This window comes from Rothia sp. HC945 (assembly GCF_051370785.1).
Taxonomy (GTDB): domain Bacteria; phylum Actinomycetota; class Actinomycetes; order Actinomycetales; family Micrococcaceae; genus Rothia.
Genome location: NZ_JBFCSN010000001.1, coordinates 1,291,307 through 1,312,797, shown reverse-complemented (window position 1 = coordinate 1,312,797; position 21,491 = coordinate 1,291,307). Strand labels below are relative to the sequence as shown.

The 21,491-nt window shown below is 63.3% G+C and carries 21 protein-coding genes, 2 tRNA genes and 1 riboswitch; of the genes, 13 read left to right on the top strand and 10 right to left on the bottom strand.

Features of this window, described 5'->3' with window-relative positions; translation table 11 throughout:
* Positions 1–34: 34 nt before the first annotated feature.
* From AB0Y14_RS05835 to tadA, 4 genes are all read right to left on the bottom strand, one after another.
* Positions 35–685 carry a TetR/AcrR family transcriptional regulator gene (locus tag AB0Y14_RS05835; RefSeq protein WP_436588253.1) on the bottom strand — a complete coding sequence of 217 codons (651 nt, stop codon included), beginning with the start codon at positions 683–685 and terminating at the stop codon, positions 35–37.
* Positions 682–3,144, bottom strand: coding sequence for a YhgE/Pip family protein (locus tag AB0Y14_RS05830; protein ID WP_436588252.1), 2,463 nt, complete (start codon positions 3,142–3,144; stop codon positions 682–684). Before AB0Y14_RS05830 ends, AB0Y14_RS05835 begins: the two co-directional genes overlap by 4 nt.
* Positions 3,141–3,839 (bottom strand): multidrug ABC transporter ATPase, encoded by a 699-nt coding sequence (locus AB0Y14_RS05825; protein ID WP_436588251.1) that lies wholly within the window; start codon positions 3,837–3,839, stop codon positions 3,141–3,143. The genes AB0Y14_RS05830 and AB0Y14_RS05825 overlap by 4 nt, the downstream gene beginning before the upstream one ends.
* Positions 3,840–3,966: 127 nt before the next feature.
* Positions 3,967–4,473, bottom strand: coding sequence for a tRNA adenosine(34) deaminase TadA (tadA, locus tag AB0Y14_RS05820; RefSeq protein WP_436588250.1), 507 nt, complete (start codon positions 4,471–4,473; stop codon positions 3,967–3,969).
* A 29-nt stretch (positions 4,474–4,502) separates the two neighbouring features.
* Here tadA and upp point away from each other — a divergent pair, with 29 nt between their 5' ends.
* From upp to AB0Y14_RS05795, 5 genes are all read left to right on the top strand, one after another.
* Positions 4,503–5,141: a uracil phosphoribosyltransferase gene (gene upp / locus AB0Y14_RS05815; protein WP_436588249.1), complete on the top strand. Its 639-nt coding sequence runs from the start codon at positions 4,503–4,505 to the stop codon at positions 5,139–5,141.
* A gap of 640 nt (positions 5,142–5,781) precedes the next feature.
* The gene (locus tag AB0Y14_RS05810; RefSeq protein WP_436588248.1) at positions 5,782–6,585 is read left to right on the top strand and encodes a winged helix-turn-helix domain-containing protein; all 804 of its coding nucleotides are present in this window, start codon (positions 5,782–5,784) and stop codon (positions 6,583–6,585) included.
* A gap of 127 nt (positions 6,586–6,712) precedes the next feature.
* Positions 6,713–7,246, top strand: coding sequence for a SixA phosphatase family protein (locus tag AB0Y14_RS05805; protein ID WP_436588247.1), 534 nt, complete (start codon positions 6,713–6,715; stop codon positions 7,244–7,246).
* 9 nt (positions 7,247–7,255) lie between these two features.
* Positions 7,256–7,321, top strand: a riboswitch (guanidine-III (ykkC-III) riboswitch).
* A gap of 14 nt (positions 7,322–7,335) precedes the next feature.
* Positions 7,336–7,650 carry a DMT family transporter gene (locus AB0Y14_RS05800; protein ID WP_436588246.1) on the top strand — a complete coding sequence of 105 codons (315 nt, stop codon included), beginning with the start codon at positions 7,336–7,338 and terminating at the stop codon, positions 7,648–7,650.
* 2 nt (positions 7,651–7,652) lie between these two features.
* Entirely contained in the window at positions 7,653–8,051 is a 399-nt protein-coding gene (locus AB0Y14_RS05795; protein ID WP_436588245.1) for a DMT family transporter, read from the top strand.
* A gap of 264 nt (positions 8,052–8,315) precedes the next feature.
* On the opposite strand, the gene AB0Y14_RS05790 is transcribed toward AB0Y14_RS05795, so the two are convergent.
* A tRNA-Ser gene (locus tag AB0Y14_RS05790) sits at positions 8,316–8,407 on the bottom strand.
* A gap of 120 nt (positions 8,408–8,527) precedes the next feature.
* Between AB0Y14_RS05790 and AB0Y14_RS05785 the strand changes: the two genes are divergently transcribed.
* A complete protein-coding gene (locus tag AB0Y14_RS05785) occupies positions 8,528–10,507 on the top strand; it encodes an FAD/NAD(P)-binding protein (protein ID WP_436588244.1) in 1,980 nt (659 codons plus the stop codon).
* Positions 10,508–10,539: 32 nt separating this feature from the next.
* On the opposite strand, the gene AB0Y14_RS05780 is transcribed toward AB0Y14_RS05785, so the two are convergent.
* Complete coding sequence (locus AB0Y14_RS05780) at positions 10,540–11,142, bottom strand: Ltp family lipoprotein (protein ID WP_436588243.1); 603 nt, start codon at positions 11,140–11,142, stop codon at positions 10,540–10,542.
* 290 nt (positions 11,143–11,432) lie between these two features.
* On the opposite strand from AB0Y14_RS05780, the gene AB0Y14_RS05775 reads away from it, so the two are divergent.
* The 5 genes from AB0Y14_RS05775 (at position 11,433) to AB0Y14_RS05755 (ending at position 17,063) form a co-directional block, all read left to right on the top strand.
* Positions 11,433–11,600 carry a hypothetical protein gene (locus AB0Y14_RS05775; protein ID WP_436588242.1) on the top strand — a complete coding sequence of 56 codons (168 nt, stop codon included), beginning with the start codon at positions 11,433–11,435 and terminating at the stop codon, positions 11,598–11,600.
* A complete protein-coding gene (gene ctaD, locus AB0Y14_RS05770) occupies positions 11,600–13,303 on the top strand; it encodes an aa3-type cytochrome oxidase subunit I (RefSeq protein WP_436588241.1) in 1,704 nt (567 codons plus the stop codon). The genes AB0Y14_RS05775 and ctaD overlap by 1 nt, the downstream gene beginning before the upstream one ends.
* 69 nt (positions 13,304–13,372) lie before the next feature.
* Complete coding sequence (locus AB0Y14_RS05765; protein WP_436588240.1) at positions 13,373–14,098, top strand: MgtC/SapB family protein; 726 nt, start codon at positions 13,373–13,375, stop codon at positions 14,096–14,098.
* Positions 14,099–14,664: 566 nt separating this feature from the next.
* Positions 14,665–15,738 (top strand): APC family permease, encoded by a 1,074-nt coding sequence (locus AB0Y14_RS05760; protein ID WP_436588239.1) that lies wholly within the window; start codon positions 14,665–14,667, stop codon positions 15,736–15,738.
* The gene (locus AB0Y14_RS05755) at positions 15,735–17,063 is read left to right on the top strand and encodes an NAD(P)/FAD-dependent oxidoreductase (RefSeq protein ID WP_436588238.1); all 1,329 of its coding nucleotides are present in this window, start codon (positions 15,735–15,737) and stop codon (positions 17,061–17,063) included. The genes AB0Y14_RS05760 and AB0Y14_RS05755 overlap by 4 nt, the downstream gene beginning before the upstream one ends.
* Before the next feature lie 193 nt (positions 17,064–17,256).
* Here the strand turns inward: AB0Y14_RS05755 and AB0Y14_RS05750 are convergent, their stop codons facing one another.
* On the bottom strand, positions 17,257–17,586 hold the full coding sequence (locus AB0Y14_RS05750) for an MFS transporter (RefSeq protein ID WP_436588237.1): 330 nt from the start codon (positions 17,584–17,586) through the stop codon (positions 17,257–17,259).
* On the opposite strand from AB0Y14_RS05750, the gene AB0Y14_RS05745 reads away from it, so the two are divergent.
* On the top strand, positions 17,480–17,878 hold the full coding sequence (locus AB0Y14_RS05745; protein ID WP_436588236.1) for a hypothetical protein: 399 nt from the start codon (positions 17,480–17,482) through the stop codon (positions 17,876–17,878). The genes AB0Y14_RS05750 and AB0Y14_RS05745 overlap by 107 nt on opposite strands.
* A 169-nt stretch (positions 17,879–18,047) precedes the next feature.
* Here AB0Y14_RS05745 and AB0Y14_RS05740 read toward each other — a convergent pair whose 3' ends face one another.
* The 3 genes from AB0Y14_RS05740 to AB0Y14_RS05730 all read right to left on the bottom strand — a co-directional run bounded on the left by AB0Y14_RS05740 (position 18,048) and on the right by AB0Y14_RS05730 (position 20,284).
* Entirely contained in the window at positions 18,048–19,319 is a 1,272-nt protein-coding gene (locus tag AB0Y14_RS05740; protein WP_436588235.1) for an FAD-dependent oxidoreductase, read from the bottom strand.
* Between the two features lie 21 nt (positions 19,320–19,340).
* Complete coding sequence (locus AB0Y14_RS05735) at positions 19,341–19,625, bottom strand: hypothetical protein (protein WP_436588234.1); 285 nt, start codon at positions 19,623–19,625, stop codon at positions 19,341–19,343.
* 571 nt (positions 19,626–20,196) lie between these two features.
* Positions 20,197–20,284, bottom strand: a tRNA-Ser gene (locus AB0Y14_RS05730).
* A gap of 113 nt (positions 20,285–20,397) precedes the next feature.
* On the opposite strand from AB0Y14_RS05730, the gene AB0Y14_RS05725 reads away from it, so the two are divergent.
* Positions 20,398–21,462, top strand: a complete 1,065-nt coding sequence (locus tag AB0Y14_RS05725; RefSeq protein WP_436588832.1) for an NAD(P)H-quinone oxidoreductase — start codon at positions 20,398–20,400, stop codon at positions 21,460–21,462.
* Positions 21,463–21,491: the final 29 nt, after the last annotated feature.

Sequence of the window (21,491 nt, the reverse complement as noted above, 5' to 3'; positions counted from 1 at the left end):
GCCGTCGAAAACCGGGCGGATCATATTGGCTTCGTCACGTGTACCGGGGGCCGACGATGTATCCGTCGATGATTTTCAGTACTGCGCGGGCGGCGTCCTGCGTGGTGCGGGAGGACGAATTCATCTCCCGTTCCATCGCAAGCATGAAGGTCGCTCCGAACAGGGCGATGGCGATCGACGGGTTGTCCGGGTGCTCAGCGGTTTCGTAGAACTCCTCGAGGTCATCGATCAGTTCGGTGACCTTGTCGATGACCACGGAGCGCTGCTGGGCCAGGACTTCGGACGTGCCTCCGTCTGGCCTCCACATTTCCGCAACAGCGAGGCGGGCGAAACCGGGATGCCCTTCGAGGAATCTCAACGAAGCGATCACACCGCGAGAAATCCGCTCCCGAGGGTCTCTGACGCCCTCGCCCGCATCCTCGATGCTTTCCAGGACCAGTTGGACGCCGTAGCGGAGGAGTCCGTCCACCATCGACTTCTTGGACCCGAAGTTGTAGTAGACGGTGCCCTTGGAGACGCCGGCCTTGGCGGCGACTTCCTCCACCGTCGTCGCCGTCGGCCCCCTCTCGCTCATGATCACCATCGCCGACTCGAACAGTCTGAGCTGGGTCCGATTGGTACGACCGGGCCGACGACGGATGCCGTCCGACTCACCGTCCGTGCCTCGGTTCTTCGCTGGCGTCACAGTTCCACCTCCGGGCTGAGCTTCTTGAGGGTCCAGGTTCGGTCCTTGAGGGACCCCAAGAACCCGAAGAGCAATCCGATCAGTAGGCTGGCCACCAGGATCAGCACCAGCCAGGGTACGGAACTCTCATTGATCCCGTAGGCGAGACGACGCACTCCGGTGATGGCGTAGCCCATGGGCAGAGCATGGTGCAGCCATCGCAGGGACTGGGGCAACGTCTCGTAGGGCATCATGCCGCCCGATGTCACCAGCTGGACGATGAGCAGCACGAGGACCAGCAGCTTGCCCGGGGCCCCGAAGAGCGAGATCAGTCCTTGCCCCAGGGCGCTGAAGGCGACGGACGTCAGGAGCAAGAACCAGAACACCAGCCATGGGTGCTCCATCTGGAAACCAATGGCGAATTTCACCACCGCGAACAGCACGACCGCCTGGGCGATTCCGACCACCAGGAACGGAATCCACGAGCCGATCGCGATCCTGAAGCTCGAGGTGTGCGAAGCCAGGGCACGGTCGTTGTTGGCCCGCAGGAACTGGCCCGCCATGAGTATCCCGATCCACAGTGCCAGGACAATGAAGAACGGCCCCATGCCCTCGCCGTAGTTCCGGGCGGAGGCCAAAGAATTGTGATTGTCGGAGACCGGGTCCGACATCACCGAGGCCAGGGAGGACTGCTGGTCCTTGTCCAGATTCGGCACCTGGTTTCGACCGTCCTCGAGGCCCTTGTGCAGGTCCTGCGAGCCCTTCGTCAGGTCCCCGGACCCGCCCTTGAGCTGGTCGGCCCCCTGGTCCAGCTGGTTCGATCCGTCGACCGCCTGGCTCGTCCCGTCGGCGAGCTGCTGAGCGCCGTCGCGGGCCTTGACCTGGTTGTCGTAGAGAGTCTGCGATCCGTCCACCAGGCTTCCGGTCGACCCTGCGAGGCTGCCGATGCCTTGGGCAAGTTGCTGGGCCCCGGTGTCGACCTGCTGGGCGCCGGAGGCGAGCTCCCCGGTCTTCTGGTCGACGGTCGAGGCGCCGCCGGCGAGCTGCTGCGCGGCGTCGTCGGCGCTCTTGGCACCGTCGGCCACCCCGGAGGCGCCGTCGTTCAATTGCGAAATTCCGGTGGTCAGCTCCGAAATCTTGGCCGCGACCGACGACGATCCGTCGGCGGCGCATGAGGAGTCCCGCAATTTCTGCAGCGACGCACCGGAGTCCGTGTTCTCGACGGAGTCGAGGTTCTGGCTGGTTGCCTGGGCGATCCGCGACTTTGTCTGGTCGTTGGAGACCGAGGAGACGACTTTCTGTGCCTGCTCCTGATTCAGGACGCCCTGGTCGACCAGTTGCTGGACTTGGTCAGAGGTGGCCGCACCGACTTCCGAGACCACGGAGTTCGAGACATCCTCCGCGAGCCTGCCGGAAGGCTCTGACGTGTTGGCCGAGGAGAGATCCTGGCACACGGCGTTCAGGTCGTTGCCGACCTGGCCGATGCCGGATTCCTTGACCGTCTGGTCCAGGGTTGCGGCCCCTTGCGAGAGCTGTGCCGCGCCTCCCGAAAGCTCCGAGGTGCCGTCGGCGAGCTGCGAGGACCCCGAGGACAATTGGGAGGTTCCGTCCTTGAGCTGCGCCGAGCCGTCGGCGAGTTGGGAGGTTCCGCCCGTCAATGTCTTGGCGCCCTGGTTGAGTTGCTGGGCACCGCCGTCGAGTTTTTGGGCGCCGTCGACGGCCTGTGCGTTGCCGTCGACCAGCTGGTTCTCCCCGTCGAGCAGCGAATGCGAGCCGCTGTTGAGTTGCACGGCGCCGTCGGCCAGTGTCGAGGTCCCGTGTTTGAGCTGGTCGACTGCCGTGGAGAGGTTGACCGCACCGTCAGAGAGCTTCTTCGAACCGTCGGCCGCATGGGAGAGCTGGCCGTGAATGTCCGTGAAGCTGGCCAACATTTGCTGGGCGGTTTCGTTCCCGACCTCCTGGGCCACCTGATCGCGAATGGTGGTTCCCGCCTTCGAGACGATATTCGTCAGGAGGTAGTTGTTGGCGTCGTTGGTCACGATCTCGAGCCCCGCCTTTTGGGGATCGACGGTGCCCGGGGTGCCGTCCTTGTCCGGGGTGAACTCGGACGTGGAGAGGAGCTGTTCGGAGAAGTCACTCGGGATCACGATGGCGAAGTCGGTCGTGCCGTCCTTGACCTCCTTGACCGCCTCATCGCGCGAGGCGGCATCGTGCCAGTCGAAATTCTTGGAGTCGTGGAGCTTGTCCGTCACGCTCTGCCCGGTATTGACCGGGGAGCCGTCCGGCTTGTTCGCCCCGGTGTCCTCCATCGCGATGGCGCCGGTGACGTGATCGACTTTCCCGTACGGGTCCCAGTTGGAATACAGGTAGATGCCGCCGTAGAGGAGGGGGATGCAGGCGAGAGCGACCATGACCAGTTTCGGAAAGACGCCACCGGTCATGCGTTTGAGCTCCGTGAGAGCGAGGCGAAGGGAAGTCACGCGAGGTCCTCCTGAGCGGTGCGAGGTGTGAAGAGTTCGTCGAGGGGCAGTCCGGACGGTACGTAGGGCTTTGCGGCGGTTTCACCGATGCGCGCGGTCAGCCCGTGCCACGAGGTGCTGATTCGGGGGACGACGGCGACGACGGCGCGCGGATGCTTCTCGTTCCTGGCCAATCGATGGAGGCGGGGGAGCCAGGTCGCGGTGTGGTTCGCGTGACGCGAGGGGGTGTCGAAGACCAGGAGATCCGACCGGTTCTCCTGGCCGGCCAGGGCGACGACGAGGCGAATTCGCTGATCGGGGGTCAGCTGTTCTTCCCAGAGGTTATCGAGATCCTCGAGTCCGTGATCGCGGAGCCATTGCTCGGTCGTGGGGCGTTTCAGCATCTTGTGCGGCATGTAGGAGAGCATTTCTGCGGCGTAGTCCCGAACCCGCATGTGATCCTCCATCTGGTTCACGCGCGGGGAATCGATCAGTGAGGATCGCCGGCGCAGGTTCTTGCGCTTGTCGCTGCCGTCCCAGGAAATCGTGCCCTTGTCCGGTCTCAGCCGCCCGGTCAGGGCGAGTGACAGGCCTGAGCGCTGTAGCTGGCTGTTGCCCTGGACCAGGATCAGCTCACCGACTTCCACGGTGAAGGAGGTGCGTTCGATCAGGGGCGCGTGGCGTCCCTTGGCTTGGACTGCCTCGACTTCGAGCACAGGTGTGTCTCCTCGATGGGTGAGTGATTGGCGGAGGGGATCCCGGGATGGAGGAACCGTGACACTGTCATCCTAATTGTACTGACTGGTCAGTTCTAGTCATTCACAGCGAATTTATAGGGTGATGCTATGCACTCGGCTCTGAATTGTCTTCCGTTGCGTCACAGTGCGAGCGTTTCGATGCGAAGAAGTCCCGCAGGAGTATGGCGCATTCTTGCGTTCTGACCTCTGGGAATACCTCGACCCAGTGATTGAGGCGGCGTTCGCGGAGGATGTCGAAGACCGACCCGACGGCGCCGGCCTTCTCATCCCAGGCGCCAAAGACCAGCCGTGGGATGCGGGCCAGGACGATGGCCCCCGCGCACATGGGGCAGGGTTCGAGGGTCACGACGAGCGTGCACTCGTCCAGGCGCCAATGGCCGAGTCGCCGGGCGGCCTCGCGGATGGCGAGCACTTCCGCATGGCCCGTGGGGTCGGCATCCGCCTCCCTCCGATTTCGCCCGCGCCCGACCACTCGGCCGGTCCCATCGAGGACGACGGCGCCGATCGGCACATCGCCGCTCTGGCGCGTTTGCTCCGCCTCGGCCAGGGCGAGACCCATCCACTCGTAGTGGAGCTGCGAAAAGTGCGTCATGGGTCCATTGTCTGCTGTAGTTTGGAGCCATGCGAGTCAAGATTCTGGACCACCCCTTGGTCAGCCACAAGGTCACCGTTCTGAGGGATCGGGAGACCCCTTCACCACAGTTCCGGCAGCTCGTGGACGAACTCGTGACTCTCCTGGCCTACGAGGCCACGCGCAATATCCGCGTTGAGCCCAAGACCGTGCGGACTCCGGTGACCGAGACCGAGGGCGTGGTGATGGCCAGGCCGCGCCCCCTCGTGGTGCCGATCCTTCGCGCCGGCTTGGGGATGCTGGAAGGCATGACCCGACTGATCCCGACGGCGGAAGTCGGCTTCCTGGGGATGGCTCGCCACGAGGAAACTCTCGATATCGTCACCTACGCCGAGCGGCTTCCCGATGATCTGACGGGTCGCCAGGTCTATGTTCTGGATCCGATGCTCGCAACCGGGGGCACGCTCATCGAGTCCATCAAATTCCTGCGCGAGCGCGGTGCCGACCACATCACCTGTCTGTGCATTCTTGCGGCGCCGGAGGGCATGAAGGCTCTCGCCGAGGGCGTCGAGGGGATGGAGAATGTCGATTTGTTCCTGGCCGCCCAGGACGAACGCCTCAATGAGAAGGCCTATATCGTCCCCGGTCTCGGTGACGCCGGGGACCGCTTGTACGGACTCGCCGACTGACCGACATTCGGATGTGACCAAAGCCACGCTTCATAGATTTTTTGGGCGGGCCGATGTGGCGGTTGTCTCGTCGTGAAGTCCGCTCGCGACGCCGCACGCTGCGTCCAGCCTTCGCCGGAAACGTTCGCATGGCGAACGGCCGATGGCCTGCGCGGGTGCCGAGTGGCTCGACCCACATTCTGTACTCACGAGTTTTTGTTCGGACAATTCGGCGCGGTCCTGGGGGAATCCTGGGAAGACCGCCACGAATCGAAAATTATGCGCCTGATGCTACTTGACAAATGGCTAAACCCGTGGATATTCGAGCGTCTGACGCAACCCCGGCCTGCAATGAGCGGATTTCCTGCATATACAACCCGGCGGGGTGAGCTCGGCTGAACGCATGATATGCATGATTTGAATGATATTCTGCATATTTGAGACGGAGTTTCTCACGATTCGGACCCGTGAACCAATTGTTACTTGCAGGAACCGAGTAACGGGTAGAGCATGGAAGAAAGGTCTGATCACTCCCCGAAGGTTCCGTCAGGATCTGTGCGGCAGTGTCGGCCGTCAGGTCGTGGTGCCTTCCGCGGCCGCCATCAATCATCCGTGCGGCTCCGGCCGTATGAGGCCCGAATTGCAGAAGGACGGCGATCGAATGTCAGGCGCACCCGGATACGTGCACATTTCCCAGCGCAACCGTGCCAACGGTGCTGCTGCCATGCGAGCCAGCGGCATGACCGGCCGTGGAACGGTCGGCGAACCTTCCGACTACCGTTCGTTGCGTGCCATGAACCCTTCCACGCCCATTGCACAGCCCGAGGCCAGCTCGCCGATCCGACCCACGACGGCCGACAATGAGGCTCGAGGGTTTGTCCTCTACGTCGGTCTCAACGAAGACGTCGCTGCGCAGAACGGTACGTCCTTGGTCCGCATGGTCCAGGACATCCGGGCCTATGCGCAGACCCTGGTTCCCCAGGCCGAGTCCTACGCCGCCGTCGCGATCGCCCCGGCGGGTGCCGAAGGATCCGACCTCGACGTCGTTCGTGACGCCTTGGGTGATCCCACCGCGCCGAAGAGCCAGGCCGAAGCCGTGCCGGCGGGCCACGCTCCCGCCCCGGAGTCGAAGCCCAGCCAGCCCGCCGGCGTCCTGATCGACCTGTCGAGGCGCGAGGTCTTCCTGGACGGGGATGTCCTCAACCTCACGTACAAGGAATTCGAGCTGCTGAACTACTTGGTCGAGAACTCGAATCGCACCGCTGGTCGCGAGGAATTGCTTGACGCCCTGTGGCGTGACGCGGACGAAACGCCGAATGAGCGGACGATCGACGTCCACATCCGGCGGTTGCGCTCCAAGTTGGGGCGCTTGTCCAACACTGTTCGCACCGTGCGCGGTCAGGGCTATCGCTTCTACGAGCACCCGGAGGTCGTCGTCTGGGCGGCTCCCGAGTACTCGATCTAGCGTCCCAACCGTCGGCAGGGGCCGGGAAGTGCCACACGGCGCCTCCCGGCCCCTGCTGTATCCGTACGCCCTCGTGCGCTCTCTGGGGCGACGCCGTTCCCAGTCACCTGGTTTGTAGACTTGGCCCATGAGTGCGCTGACCGACCCCCGTTCCCAGGCCAAGACCTTGATGATCATGCGTCACGCGGAAGCCGACATGCCCTGGGGCACGAGCGACTTCGACAGGCCCCTCACTCCGAGCGGTCACAAGGATGCCCCACGAGTCGGCCGCTGGATGGTCGAACATGGTGTGGTGCCGGAAATGATGGTGTCCTCATCGGCTCTCCGGACCCGTCAGACCTGTACCTGGGTCTGCGATGAGCTGGGGGAGAAGGCGCCGACCGCGAGTCTGGAGGACCGGCTCTACAATGCCCCGACGCGGGAGTTGTTGTCGGTGATCGGACGGACCCCGGAAACCGTCCGTTCGCTCCTTGTCATTGCGCATTATCCGGCGGTTCAGGACGCCGTCCTCTCACTCGCGTCCCCGGACTCGGACTATGAGGCGACGATGGGGATTTCTTCCGGTTTTCCTCCCGCGGGTCTCGCGGTGCTGAGCACGGACAAACCATGGGCCGCACTGGATGGGGCGGACGCGGTATTGCGGTTCTTCGTGGATCGTTGATACCTTCCGACTGAGGTCTTCAACGGGCCTGCGGACGAGGGAGCAGTACCCGCACCACGACAAGACTGACTCGAAGGAGGAAGATTGTCGTGGCATGGCTAGTGCTTGTTGTCTCGGGCGGCCTGGAGATGGTGTGGGCGGCGGCGCTCTCTGCGTCCCATGGCCTGCGCCGGTGGAAGCCCGCCGTTCTGTTCGTCGTCGCGATGGTCGTGAGCCTGGCCGGCCTCTCCTACGCGATGACCTCGATTCCCGTGGGTACCGCTTATGCAGTCTGGGTCGGCATCGGCGCGACCCTCACCCTGATCTGGGGCCTGGTCACCCGCCAGGAAAAATCGAGTTGGGGACGTATCGGCCTGCTCGGGCTGCTCATCGTTTCCCTCGTCGGCCTGAAGGTGGCGAGCTGACCATGGCATGGATCATTCTTTTGGCCAGCGCCGTTTTGGAGGCCGTCTGGGCCACCGCCCTCGGGCGTTCGAACGGATTCAGCGAGCTGGGACCGACTCTGGTCTTCATCGTCGCCATTATCGGAAGCATGGCCGGTCTTGGGGTCGCGCTCAAGAGCATCCCCATCGGCACGGCCTACGCGATCTGGACAGGCATCGGAGCGGCTCTCACCGTGATCTATGGGATGGCCACCGGCGATGAGTCGGTTTCCGCCCTCAAGGTGCTCTGCATCGTCGGGATCGTGGGGGCAACGGTGGGACTGAAGCTGGTTCCCTCCGGAGAACCCAAGGGTTCGGAACGGTCCGGATCGTCGACGACGTCGAGCACGCCCACGACGTCGGGGCCTTCTCGGCCGCGCTGACGAGTGCCGGGCCAGCCCAGGGGCTCTGGTTGCCTTGACCGCGGCCCGGCCGCACTGCGAGGACCGCTGATCGGTGGCGGTTGCCAGATTGAGAGGTGGATTCCTCCGTTAGGTGGCGTTGTAGCCGCCACGTAACGGGGGAAAACGCCACCGAATCGGGTAACCACCACCTGAGAGGTGGGAAGCGCGGCCCAGGACAGACCCCGCGGTCATGAAGAAACCCCCTGGATCGTTGGTATTTCAACGATCCAGGGGGTTCCTGGCTGGCGGAGACGGGGGGATTTGAACCCCCGGTCGGGTTTAACCCCGACCCTTCATTAGCAGTGAAGTCCATTCGGCCGCTCTGGCACGTCTCCACGATGTTCGCAGGATACTTCGACGACGCCGAAGTAACCACGGAACAGCCTTAATAGCGTACCGACAACAGCGGGTGCCGGTCAAAAAGGGGCATCGTGCGGGGCAGTACTCTGGAGTCCATGGCAAGAACTCAACGCATCGTGATCATAGGCGCCGGACCGCGCGGGCTCTCTGTGGTGGAGAGACTGGCAGCCCACGCGGCGGTCCGTACCGAGAAGAACCTTGATGTTCACCTGGTCGATCCCTTCCCTCCGGGAGCGGGGCACGTATGGCGCAGTGATCAGTCGCGCCTGTTTCTCATGAACACGCCCTCTTTCTTCCCGACGGTCGTGCCCTCCGACTCGACGATTTCCGCGGCCGCCTCGGACGGTTCGTGCCCTCGTCCGATACCGGCGGTTCGCGGACTGACATTCGAGCAGTGGCGCCGCAAGGTCGCCGACGACGCCTCGTTCCCGTTGATCGGGCTGTCGGACGACGACATACAAGAAGCCCGAAACCTGAGCCGCGAGGGGTTCCCGTCCCGGAAGATCTACGGCACGTACCTTTCGGACGTTTTTGCCCGGCTCCGCGCCGACCTGCCGAAAACCATGACCCTGACCTATCACGCGCAGGAAGCCGTGCGCATCGATCACGGCGAGAAGAACACGGGCAGGCCCTATCTGGTGGAATTGGGGGACGGCGTGATCCTCTCTGCGCACTCCATCGTGCTCGCTGTGGGGCACACGGACGCCAAATTGCGTGACGACCAGCAAGATCTCATGGAATTCGCGGCAAGACGCCGATTGCACTACTGGCCACCTGCCGTCCCGGCCGACGTCCGCTGGTCCGCACTTCCAGCGGGTGAGAATGTGCTGGTCAGGGGGATGGGGCTGAATTTCCACGACGTCCTGGCCCAATTGACCGAAGGGCGGGGAGGCCGGTTCGACGAGGACCAAAACCACCCGAACCGGTTGCTCTACACCCCGAGCGGTCGCGAACCGATGGTGTGGGCGGGATCCCGCAGGGGCACGCCGTACCGCGCGAAAGCGGTTCTGGATTCCTATTACCCGCGGTCCACGGACAACAAGTTCTTTACCAAGGCGGCCGTGGAAAGAATCCAACAGTCCGCGAGGTCCGAAGGGCGCGAGATCGACTTCGAGATCGATTACTGGCCCCTGATCCGGCGTGACGCCCAGTGGAACTATTACCGCACTCTCGCGAGGACCAATCCCGAGGCGATCGCGGGGGAGGCTGACGAGTTCCTGACTCAAGTCGACGCGGTTCTTTCCTATACCGCGGACGCCGCCTGGTGGAACGAACTGGACCGACTCGTCTCCGACAGGGTCGACAAGAAATTCGTGTTCACTCCGGAACGGCTGCCGCGACCCTTCGATGGGCAGAGTTTCCAATCGCACGAAGAGTATGCGGCCGCCGTCGTGCACTTCCTTGACCGGGACGTCGTCGCTTCCTTTGACGGCGAGGACAGCCCCCTCAAGATGGCCATAGGATCCATGAACCAGGCTCGTGCGCTGGTCAAATACGCCGTCGCGAATCGGAGCATTTCGGACGAGTCGTGGATTCGAGGCCTCGAAAGGAAATTCGGCGGCCTGGTCGAGGGGTTGGCGTCCGGCCCGCCCGTGCTGCGCATCCAACAGATGGCCGCCCTGGTGAGGGCCGGCGTCGTGCGTTTCCTGGGTCCCGACCCGGTGTTCACCGCGGATGAGGACGCCGGGTGCTTCATCGCTTCATCACCCTGGGTCCGGGACGAGCCGGTGCATTCGTCGTGGCTCGTGGAAGCGCTGGCCCCGGCCAATGATGTTCGCGTGACGACTTCTCCTCTTCTTGGCCGTCTTTTCGAAGACGGACTGGCGAGGCCGTGGCAGATGCACTTGGCGGATTCCCCGGCCCCGGTCCCGGCCAAGGGCCTGGACGTCACGACACCGCCGTACCGGGTCGTCAGGGCGGACGGGGAAACCGAACCCGGGATCTTTGTTCTGGGGCTGCAGCTCTCCTCCGCCCAGTGGGGCACCGCGATCGCAGCAGAGGCCGACGCCGACCTCGGCCTCGGATCGAGTACGGTCGCGGACTCGAACCGGGTTGCCGGGGCTGTCTTCGGTTGACGACCGCCCCGGCTCACACCGGCCGGCCAGGTTTATGGTTCGAGGTGCTGCACGGCGTAATCGGCTTCTTCGGGAGTGAACTTTTCCCCGAATTCTGAGGTCAGCTGATCACGGATCTTCTCCGGGGACATGTGCATCTGCTTTTGGTAATCTTTCGCTTTCTCGAGCGCGTTCTCGTTCCAGTCGGCCGTCATGGTGTCGATCGCGTACTGCGCGGCCTCCGGGCTGAACTTCTCTCCGTACTCGGAGGTGAGCTGGTCGTAGACGCCTTGTTTCGACATGTGCATCGTCTTCGCATACGAATTGGCCTTGGACAGGGCCGACTTGTATTCGACCGGCACCGAAGACGACGTCGAATCTTCCGCAGGCTTCTCCGGGGCGGTGGATTCTTCGGCCGCTTGAGTCTCTTCCACCACGGGAGCACTGGTGTCCGCGCTCGAGGTTGCTTCCGCGGGCGAGGAAGACGCCGAGGGGGCAGCGGTCTTTTCCTTGCCTCCACCATGTCGACCGATCACTGCTATGAGGAGGACGATGATCAGGAGACCCAGGCATCCGAGGCCCCCATAGAGTCCCTTCTTCTTTTTCTTCCCTGCGGAATCGGCGCTGACTGGCAGGGCTTGGGTCGTATTTCTCACGGGTAACCTTCCAAAAGTGAAATAGAAACCTGCGTGTAAGCTCAAAGGTCTCTGTTTATCTACTTAGTATTCCTTGATTGGTGAAGGTGCCGGCCGAGGCGGGCACAGAGCCCAAAGCCTGACTCGGGGAGACCAACTCGTCGGCTCATGACGATAAATCTGTTTCTGACCAGGCCTTTTGGGCGGGTGCGGCGAGTGAGAGCATGGGGGTGAGCCGCGGCGGACCAACGGGCCGCGGTCGCCGGCTGGCGCGGAGTCAGCCCGCTCGTGTTCCTTCGAGGAGGCGTTTCATGGGCACCACAATTCGGCAGCAGTATTTCCTCGAGCCAGTAGGGCTCGCCGAGCGAGTCGGGATCGACTCGATAAGGAGCGGAATCAACGGTGATTCCGGAAGCATGACATGGTCCGGCGGAGCGTCGTGGACGATTCAAGCCGCGAACGTCAGGAAGGTTCTGTGATGTCCACTCTCGAATACACAGCATCCGACAGTCGGTCCTCCACGAGGGAGGTCCCGCGCACTCGGGGCAGGATCGTGGTCAGCTGGCTCACGTCCACGGACCACAAGACCATCGGCTACATGTACATCATTACGTCCTTCACGTTCTTCCTGCTGGCGGGAATCATGGCGTTGATCATGCGCATGGAGCTTTTCGAGCCGGGGATGCAGATCCTGGAGACCAAGGAACAGTTCAACCAGCTGTTCACGATGCACGGCACCCTCATGCTGCTGATGTTCGGCACACCGTTGTTCGTGGGGATGGCGAATGTCATCGTTCCTCTGCAGATCGGTGCCCCCGACGTCGCCTTCCCGCGGCTCAATGCCCTGGCCTTCTGGTTCTTCCTCTTCGGCTCGCTGGTTGCGCTCGCCGGATTCATCACCCCACAGGGCGCGGCGGCCTTTGGGTGGTTCGCCTACTCACCGCTGAGTTCCGCCACCTACTCCCCGAGCGTGGGAGGGGACTTGTGGGTCTTCGGTCTCGCGCTCCAGGGCTTCGGCACCATCATGGGCGGTCTCAACTTCATCACCACGATCCTGTGCATGCGTGCACCCGGGCTCACGATGTGGCGGGTTCCCCCATTTACTTGGACGGCTCTGGTCACGGCAATCCTGATCATCATGGCCTTCCCGCCGCTCGCGGCGGCGCTGTTCGCCCTCGGTATGGACCGCAGGCTCGGCGGCCACATCTTCGACGCCGAAAACGGTGGTGCGATGCTGTGGCAACACCTCTTCTGGTTCTTCGGACACCCAGAGGTCTACATTCTGGCCCTGCCCATGTTCGGCATCGCCTCCGAAATCATCCCCGCTTTTTCCCGGAAACCGATCTTCGGGTACAAGGGTCTCGTCTACGCGACCATCGCGATCGGGGCGTTGTCCGTGACCGTGTGGGCCCACCACATGTACGTCACAGGCTCTGTCATGCTCCCGTTCTTCGCTTTCATGTCCATGATGATCGCGGTCCCCACGGGCGTGAAGTTCTTCAACTGGATCGGCACGATGTGGCAAGGATCCATCACCTTCGAGACGCCCCTGCTGTGGATCTTCGGCTTTCTGCTGACCTTCCTGTTCGGCGGCGTCACCGGGATCATCCTCGCGGTTCCCCCGCTGGATTTTCAGCTCTCCGATTCCTACTTCGTGGTGGCCCACTTCCACTACACGGTCTTCGGCACGGTCGTGTTCTGCATGTTCGGCGGCCTCTATTATTGGTGGCCGAAATTCACCGGCAAGATGCTCAATGAGCGTCTGGGCAAGATCCACTTCTGGATGCTGTTCATCGGTTTCCACACCACCTTCCTGATTCAGCACTGGCTGGGTGTGGACGGTATGCCCCGCCGTTACGCGGACTACATGCCCGAGGACGGATTCACCTGGATGAATCAGTTCTCGACCGTGGGTGCCATGATCCTGGCGCTGTCGATGTTGCCGTTCTTCTGGAACGTCTACATCACCACCCGCAATGGCAAGAAGGTCGAGGTCGACGACCCGTGGGGCTTCGGCAGCGGACTCGAGTGGGCGACGTCGTGCCCGCCGCCACGACACAATTTCACGGCCCTCCCCAGGATCCGCTCCGAGCGTCCGGCCCTGGACCTGCACCATCCGGAGCTGTCGACCAACCAGGACGTCGCCTCGGCTGCCCGCAGAGCGGCTACCATCAACAACTAGGACGACGACCCGCACACGCCACCGTATGAGGTCGAGCGTGTCTCGGGGAAGGGACGGGGTTTGGGCGCAATGGCCGCACTGTCGGAGATCTGGGGCTTCGGGGCGGAAGCGAATATCGGCGTGACATCGAGTTTGCTCCTGACCTCGTTCATCCTGTCGAGCATCATCGGGCTGGAACGCCAAGTGAGGCAGAAGCAAGCCGGTCTGCGGATGATCGTGCTGGTCGGCACCGGGTCCGGGCTGTTCACCATCGTCTCCGGGTACGGATTTGCCACGGTCCTCGGGTCCGATGTGGATCTGGACCCCTCCCGTATCGCGGCCCAGATCGCCTCGGGGATCGGTTTCCTCGGCGCCGGGGTGATCTTCACCCGCAAGAATCTGGTGCGGGGGCTGACCACGGCGGCGTCGATCTGGGTCACCGCCGCGGTGGGTATGGCCGCGGGAGCCGGGATGCCCTGGATCGCTGCCGAGGGAACTCTTCTCTATCTGATCGCGACGACGGTCCTTACGCCCATCGTCACCCGTCTTCCGGGCGCCTCGGACCGCAAAGTGCTCAGGGTCGTCTACGTCGATGGGCAAGGCGTTTTGCGCGACATCCTCTCTGAGACGACGTCGATGGGATACACCGCGCAGATCGAGTCCACCGAGAGGGAAGCGGACAAGGTCATGGTCAGCGCGAGGTTCAGGGGTCGCCCGCCCCTACAGTCCCTCGTGGCGACCTTGACCGAATTGCCCGGTGTGGTCAGCGTGCGCACGTCGCAGGACGCAGACGACGAACCGGATGACGAGGATTAGCGTTCTCCTCCGGCCAAGCCTCCTCGCCGAGAGGCGCTGACGGCCAACCTTCCAGCACTCTCACACAATCCCCAGCGTGTGTTGTGGAGCACAGTGGATGGTGCAGCTTTCACCACCTGGGAAGGTTCTCATGTCGGAGAAAACCTCGGGGCTCAGCGCCCGTCACCTGTCCACCGGCTCCCTGGTCTTCATGATCATCGCGGCCTCGGCGCCGCTGACCGTTCTGGCCGGCGGCGTCCCGACGAGCTTCGCCGTGTCCGGTCGGCTCGGTGTTCCCGTGACCTACGTGGTGCTCGGAATCCTCCTGATGCTCTTCGCCATCGGTTACGGCGCCATGAGCGGACACATCCAGAACGCCGGTGCGTTCTACGCCTACATCACCGAGGGGCTGGGCGGGAGGCAGGGTATCGGCGCCGCCGTCCTGGCACTCGTGGCCTACAACATGATGCAGATCGGTTTGTACGGTTTGTTCGGGTTCTCGCTGGCGACCGTTCTCAGTGCATGGATCGGAGTGTCGGTGCCTTGGTGGGTTGCCGCACTCCTGGGCTGGGTCCTCGTGGGGGGTGTTGGGCACTCACAGCGTGGACCTCTCGGCAAAAGTGCTGGGTGTGCTGGTCAGCCTGGAATTCCTGATCGTGATCGTGGTGGGTGTGCTCGGGCTCCGGACGGCTCCGGACGGCGTGTCCCTCGAGGCCCTGCGTCCGGGCGACTTCTTCACCCAAGGGGTCGGCGTCCTCCTGGCCTTCGGCGTCGCCGCATTCATGGGATTCGAATCCGGGGCGATCTACTCGGAAGAGGCCAAGGATCCGCGCCGAACCGTCTCCCGGGCCACCTTCATCGCGGTCGGCGTGATCGCGGTGTTCTATGCCTTCTCTGCGTGGACCCTGGCCATGGGCGTGGGTCCCGGTGCAATCAACGAGCAGTCCTCGGAGCTCGGCCCCGACCTGTTGTTCGTGTGGTTGGCAAGCATCTCGCCCGCGCTATCCGAATGCGCGAACCTCCTTTTCATCACCAGCATCTTGGCCGCCCTCATTGCTTTCCACAACGCCGCGGCGAGGTACTTCTTCGCGCTCGGCCGGTCGGGGGTCCTGCCGCACAAACTGGCCTCCTCGGGGGCCACCGGTGCGCCGGTGGCCGGGTCCGTGACGCAATCGGTCCTGGCGCTGATCGTCGTCGTCGGCTTCGCCTCGGTCGGTGCGGGGTCTTCACTCGGAAAAATGTTCCCCATCGTCACGCTCTTCACCTGGCTGACCAACGCGGCCGCCTTCGGTCTCGTCTTCCTCTTGGCCGTCACCTCCGTCGCGATTCTCGCCTGGTTCGTGCGCCACCCCAAGGGCCACGGCGTGATCACGCGCTGGGTCGCCCCTGCCCTTGCCGCCGTCGGGCTGGGCACGGTGGCGGCGCTCATCCTGCTCAACTTCGACCTGATGATCGGATCGGACCAGCCTTCGGCACTGGTGTTCGTCATGCCGGGAATCATCATCGCGTCGGGCGTCTTCGGGCTCGTCTGGGGCGAAATCCTCCTCCGTCGGCGCCCCGACGCGGGGCTCGCGACCAAGGGCATCGACGCCGTCCCGCAGCGTCCCGCCGACCCCCATCCTTCTCACACCAACACATCGCAGGATAGGACACTCTCATGAGCAACCCGCATATCGTCGTCGTCGGGGCCGGTTTCTCCGGTTTGGTGGCGGCCCGCGAGCTCCAAACCGTGGGGTTCGACGTCGACGTCGTGGAGGCACGCGACCGCGTCGGCGGGCGAGCCTGGACCGACGAACGCATGGGGCACACCCTCGAAATGGGCGCGACCTGGGTCCATTGGATGCAACCGCACGTGTGGAGCGAGATCACGCGGTACGACCAAGGCATCTACCCGAGTCCGTTCGCAGATCAGGCCTACTGGGTCACCGGTGGCGAAGTCCGTTCGGGCACAGAGGAGGATATCGATGGCCTGATGACGCGAGCCATGAGCACGATCTTCGAGGGGTCCAGGGAATTCTTCCCCAATCCCCACGATCCGTTGCACGTGCTGTCCGACGACTTCGCCGGGCCCGATGAGGTGCGCGAACGGTTCCTCGCCGCGGATCGGACCAGCGTCCTGGACATCCTTCGGGAGGGGGACTTCACTCAGGAAGAGATAGATCTGTGCGACTCCTACTGGTCGGCCGGGTACATCGGTGATCCGAATCGAGGGTCCTCGCTCATGGCCAAGCAATGGGCTGCTCTCTCGGATCACCGCCAGTCACTCATGGACGACCAGACGCTCCGATTCAAGCTCACGAACGGGATGAAGGGCATCTACCAGAACATCGCCGACGACCTGTTCTGCCCGGTGCGGATGAACACGCCGGTCAGCGCGATCCGCCACAACGAATCGGGGGCCACGGTGACTCTGGAGAACGGGGAGACCATCTCGTGCGATGCCGTGATCGTCACCGTGCCGGTGGGGGCACTGGGGAACATCGATTTCGAGCCCGCTCTCCCGGCCGGAATGAGGTCCGTGCTCGAGGAAAAGTGGAACTCGACCGGATTCAAGATGTGGATCAAGATCAAGGGCCACCACAATATTTTCGGGTACGCACCGACGCCCTCGACGGGAGCTCTCCTACGCAGCGAATACTTCCTGCCGGACGGGGACACGATCTGCGTGTGCTTCGGGTCCCAGCACGACCGGGTCGAGCTGGGGGACCCAGAATCAGGTCAGAGGATTGTCGACCAATGGAGGCCGGATCTCGAGGTCGTCGACTGCACCGGGCACGACTGGGTCGCAGACACCTGGAGCGGACAGGCGTGGGCGACACTCAAGAAAGGACAATTCACCCATGGGTGGCATCATTTCCGCGAGACCGGGACCCGCTTGCGTTTCGCCGGAGCCGACTGGGCCAAGGGGTGGCGCGGCGTCGTCGTGGACGGGGCCATCGAAATGGGGCTCTCGACTTCGAGGCGTCTGATCCGCGAACTTGCTTGAGCGTTCCTGAACGCTCAGAGAAGTCTTCCTCGCGGCGGTGAACCGGCCGCGGTATGGGGCTTGTCCAGACCAACTGACCCCGGACAGTCGTTCTGCACGTTGCGCGCCTGTCCTGCGCGACGATGGTCTGAGCAAGGACCGGGAGCGGGATGCTGCCATGGCGCGCTCTCGGTCCTTACTCGGCCGAAGAACGTCACGGACGAGACTGGTCCGAGGCGGTCTCTTCCGTCCTGTCGAAGTCGTTGATCAACGTCGCCTGTTCCTGACGGATCTGTTGGACCGGCATCGAGTTGGTCTCGATGTCTTCCAATGTGCGGCCTCGTGTCTCCGGGACGAAGAACTTCACGAACAGCACCCCGAGGATGCAGACGACTCCGAAAATCGCGAACACGGCTTCTTGTGGCATGGATGCCGTCATGATCGGGAAGAGCAAACCAACCGCAAAGGAGCCGATCCAGTTGAACGACGAGGCGACCCCGCTCGAACGTCCGATGTCCAACCTTCGGGATCGGTTCAGGCTCACTGCCAATGTCGTCGATGTCATCCAGCCCGACGAAGAGATGCCGAACTTGCCCGTGGCCAGCGCGGTATGGCAGCCCCAACCGGATTTCCCGACGTCGGTCAGCTGCTGGTTGGAGGCCGGTGCGGCCCACCACACGGTGCTTTCGACGCAGGTTGACCTGGATGCTTGGCGAGATTTTGCCAAAATCGCTCAGGTTGAACTCGCGGAGATCGATGCGGACACTACCGTGAACAGGTTCGAGGAGACTCTTCGCTGGAACTCCGTTTACTACCGCGTGGCCCAAGGGTTCTGATTCGTCAGCCAGGGTCAGACGGCGGACCGGCGGGCCCTACGGTGATGAGGTGGTGACGATGTGCTGGTGACGCGCGGGTCGAAGCCTTCTGAGAGAGCGTGGGATCTGTGCCTGGTGAGTATCCGGTGGTACAACCATCGATTCCCCGGTCATTGCAGCTGCCCTCGGTTCAGAAGTCCTCTCGCCGAGCCCAGGTAGGTACCTTCTCGGGGCGGACGCCTATCCCGACGATGTAGGCCGGGAGAGCCGTCACGGACGGGAAACGTCTGAGGAGGACCTTGAGGAACTTCGGAACCCGGATTTCCATTCCGTTCAGCACCGGCATGACGATCTTGGCGTGCATGAGTCGTTGCACATTCTGGGTGAGCACCGTGGCCACCAGCCTTCTCCGGCGAACGCGCGCGAGTATTCGGTCTCCGTGAACCCGCAGAAGTTTCCCCTGGCGAAGTGGCCCGGCGAGCAGCCGGGCCGCGGCCACCGCATCCTGTACGGCGAGATTGATGCCGACTCCACCGACCGGAGACATGGCGTGAGCAGCGTCGCCGATGCACAAGACGCCCGGGGCATGCCACCGTCGAAGACGATCCACGCGCACATCGAGATGCTTCACGTCGTCCATCGACTCGATGCTGGAGACGTCTCCCGTGACATCGGACAGCAGATCCGCAGTTTCGGCGCGGAAAACCTCTATGCCCCTTGCACGGATGCTGCTGTCGGTTCCCTTGCGGCCCAATTGTGCGACTTGGACGTATCCGCGGCGGGGGATTGCAATCACCGCGTGTCCGTTGTGGGTGCGTGGCAGAAGAGCTTCCCCGATGTTCCGTTCCGTCGTGATGCGGTACCACCAGACGTCGAAATCCACGGGCAACTCTTTGGTCGGAAGGTCGACCGACGCACGAACAGCGGACCATCGGCCGTCACAGGCGACAGTCAGGTCTGCCAGTAGTCGACCGTTGCCTTGCGGCTCGGTGAAATCGACTCCTATGACGCGTTCTCCCTCGCGTACGGTTCCCGTGACCTCGTGCTCGGTGAGCAGGGTGAACCGCGGTTCGTGCGAGGCGGCTTCGGAAATGAGGTTGAGCAGATCCCATTGCGGGACCATAGCTATATAGCGGTGACGCACGGGCAGTCTCGTCAAGTCCCCGACCACAACCTCGGCACCGTCCTCGGCTGGGACCTTCACCTGGGAGATATGCGACTGGGGGAGGCGATCGAAACGGTCGAAGAGCCCGAGGTCGTCCAAGAGGGTCAGGGTGGTCGGATGGACCGTGTCGCCCCGGAAATCACGCAGAAAATCCGCGTGCTTTTCCAACACCGTGACCTCAATGCCTGCGCGGGCCAACAAGAGCCCCAGGACCATGCCCGCCGGGCCACCGCCGACGATAGCGCACGTTGTCTGGAGCAGATGGTCATGTGCCGGGTTGGTGGGGCTGGTGCTCATGATGAACTGACTTTCGTAGGGTCAGGATTCGTCGGACATGGTTGCTTCGTTGGGTGAGGTCGCGGCGAGGACCTCTGCCAAGCGATTCAATTCTCGGGGATGATGTACCACGACCATTGCTGGGGCCGCTGGGTCGGCGTCGTACTGAGGGATTTCGGTTCGGGATCTGTTCCGAGTCTGCCACCACCAGCCGATGATTGAGTCCCGGGTGAACAGCCGCCACAAGGACTCCCGGTTGCCGTTGCAGGCTTCCTCCTGGAAGAGCACGCGACGCAGAGTGCGCCGGAGTAAACGACTCAGCGTCACCCGGTGAGGATAGGCGAGATAGACAATGAGGTCTGTTCGAGGCAGGAGCACATCTGCGCATTCGCTCCCCAAACCCGCCAGAACCCAGCGACGATGAGTGGCGATGGATCGGGCCCGTTGCCGCTGTTCTGCCGGACTCCGGTGAGTCCAGGCTCCGTCGCAGGCCGGTGCCCAGAGGACATGGTCGTCAAAGTCGAAAGGTCGTGCGGAGATCACACAAGCCAGCCGACGTGTCGCGGTGGATTTGCCGCATCCAGAGAGGCCCAGGACGAGGATTCGATCCGCCTTCGAGATGCGGTCAGGCGCTATCTGACTCATAAGCGATTCCTCTTCGACTGCGGACGTACGCTGCCGTGCCTCATGAAACGGAAAGCGGCTGAAGGGCCGGGATCTCGGTGACGCAAGGACGATTGTCGAACCCGCTCGGCACTTTCTTGAGACCCTGGCCGCGTCGGAGAGAGGGCAACGACTACGTTGCTGCGCCTCTCGACCTGCGCCGGCATCGGTATTCGAGCGAGGAAGCCCCCGGACCGCTGCTTGTGCAACGAACCGGGGGGGGGTCCTTGTACTGCGGAAGCTATGGGATTTGAACCCATGGTGCGGGGTTGCCGCACACCGGTTTTCAAGACCGGCTCCTTAGGCCGCTCGGACAAGCTTCCCTGCGTTCAGGTTGCCCGCCTAGACTGGCGAGCGATCCGCGACGCGATTGCCAATACTACATCGCCGTTGTGGCATGTCCAAGGTTTCGACTCCGTTGGAAGGCAGGTACAGGATGAAGGCCGTCGTCGAGAACGAACACGGTGGACCGGAGGCGCTCCGCATCACCGAGGAGCCGACGCCAGAGGTGGGCCCGGACGATGTGTTGATCGATGTGAGCGGTGCCGGGCTGAACAGGGCCGACACCATACAGCGGAAGGGCAAGTACCCGCCGCCAGAGGGTGCCTCGAACGTTTACGGACTGGAGGTGTCCGGGACGGTTGTCCAGCTGGGCGATGAGGCCGCCCGAACCTCCTTCCTCAAGGAAGGCCACAAGGTTGTCGCGCTGTTGGCCGGGGGAGGGTACTCGACCCGGGTCGTGGTCAACCACGCACAGGTTCTCCCCGCCCCCGCGGGAGTCGACCTGGCCGACGCCGCGGCCCTCCCGGAGGTCGGCGCGACCGTCTGGTCCAACCTGTTCGGGCCCGGAGGCCTCAAAGCGAACGGTCCGGAGCAGAAGGACGGCGAGCAGTCGGTGCTCGTCCACGGGGGAACCGGCGGCATCGGGGCCCATGCCGTGCAGCTGTGCCGCGCCCTCGGCTACCACGTGTTCACCACGGTCGGGAGCGAGGCCAAGGCGGACTGGGTTCGCGACCTGGCCTCCCGGCAGGAGGAAGCCAACGCCCAGAAGACCAAGCCCCGCCGCCTGGGAAACCTCGAGATCATCAACTACCGCGAGCAGAATTTCGCGGAGATCATCGAGAAGGAGACAGACGGCGAAGGGGTGCGGGCGATCCTCGACGTCGTCGGCGGCAAGTACCTGGAGGACAACGTGGCCTCGCTCGGCCTCAACGGTCTGCTGACCGTGATCGCCGTCCAGGGCGGACCGTCCGGCGAGTTGAATCTGGCGACCCTCATGTCGAAGCGTGCCACGGTTCGGGGAACCACGTTGCGTGGTCGTACCTCGGAGCGAAAAGGGGAGATCCTGCGCGACATGGCCGGCACGGTGTGGCGGATGATCGCGGACGGCCTCATCGACCCGGTCGTCGAGCGCCGCTTTGCGCTCGACGATGTCCAGGCCGCGCACGAGTACTTCGACTCGGGAGAACAGCTCGGCAAAACCGTCTTGGTGATGAATTGAAATAAATAAATTGTGGCCTCAGCCATGTG

Excerpts from the sequence above, each read along its gene's own strand:
- AB0Y14_RS05725 (WP_436588832.1), top strand. The coding sequence starts at position 20,398 with ATGAAGGCCGTCGTCGAGAACGAACACGGTGGACCGGAGGCGCTCCGC.
- tadA (WP_436588250.1), bottom strand. The coding sequence starts at position 4,473 with ATGACGCACTTTTCGCAGCTCCACTACGAGTGGATGGGTCTCGCCCTG.
- AB0Y14_RS05775 (WP_436588242.1), top strand. The coding sequence starts at position 11,433 with ATGGGCACCACAATTCGGCAGCAGTATTTCCTCGAGCCAGTAGGGCTC.
- AB0Y14_RS05765 (WP_436588240.1), top strand. The coding sequence starts at position 13,373 with ATGGCCGCACTGTCGGAGATCTGGGGCTTCGGGGCGGAAGCGAATATC.
- ctaD (WP_436588241.1), top strand. The coding sequence starts at position 11,600 with ATGTCCACTCTCGAATACACAGCATCCGACAGTCGGTCCTCCACGAGG.
- upp (WP_436588249.1), top strand. The coding sequence starts at position 4,503 with ATGCGAGTCAAGATTCTGGACCACCCCTTGGTCAGCCACAAGGTCACC.
- AB0Y14_RS05795 (WP_436588245.1), top strand. The coding sequence starts at position 7,653 with ATGGCATGGATCATTCTTTTGGCCAGCGCCGTTTTGGAGGCCGTCTGG.
- AB0Y14_RS05755 (WP_436588238.1), top strand. The coding sequence starts at position 15,735 with ATGAGCAACCCGCATATCGTCGTCGTCGGGGCCGGTTTCTCCGGTTTG.
- AB0Y14_RS05745 (WP_436588236.1), top strand. The coding sequence starts at position 17,480 with ATGATCGGGAAGAGCAAACCAACCGCAAAGGAGCCGATCCAGTTGAAC.
- AB0Y14_RS05785 (WP_436588244.1), top strand. The coding sequence starts at position 8,528 with ATGGCAAGAACTCAACGCATCGTGATCATAGGCGCCGGACCGCGCGGG.
- AB0Y14_RS05810 (WP_436588248.1), top strand. The coding sequence starts at position 5,782 with ATGTCAGGCGCACCCGGATACGTGCACATTTCCCAGCGCAACCGTGCC.
- AB0Y14_RS05740 (WP_436588235.1), bottom strand. The coding sequence starts at position 19,319 with ATGAGCACCAGCCCCACCAACCCGGCACATGACCATCTGCTCCAGACA.
- AB0Y14_RS05805 (WP_436588247.1), top strand. The coding sequence starts at position 6,713 with ATGAGTGCGCTGACCGACCCCCGTTCCCAGGCCAAGACCTTGATGATC.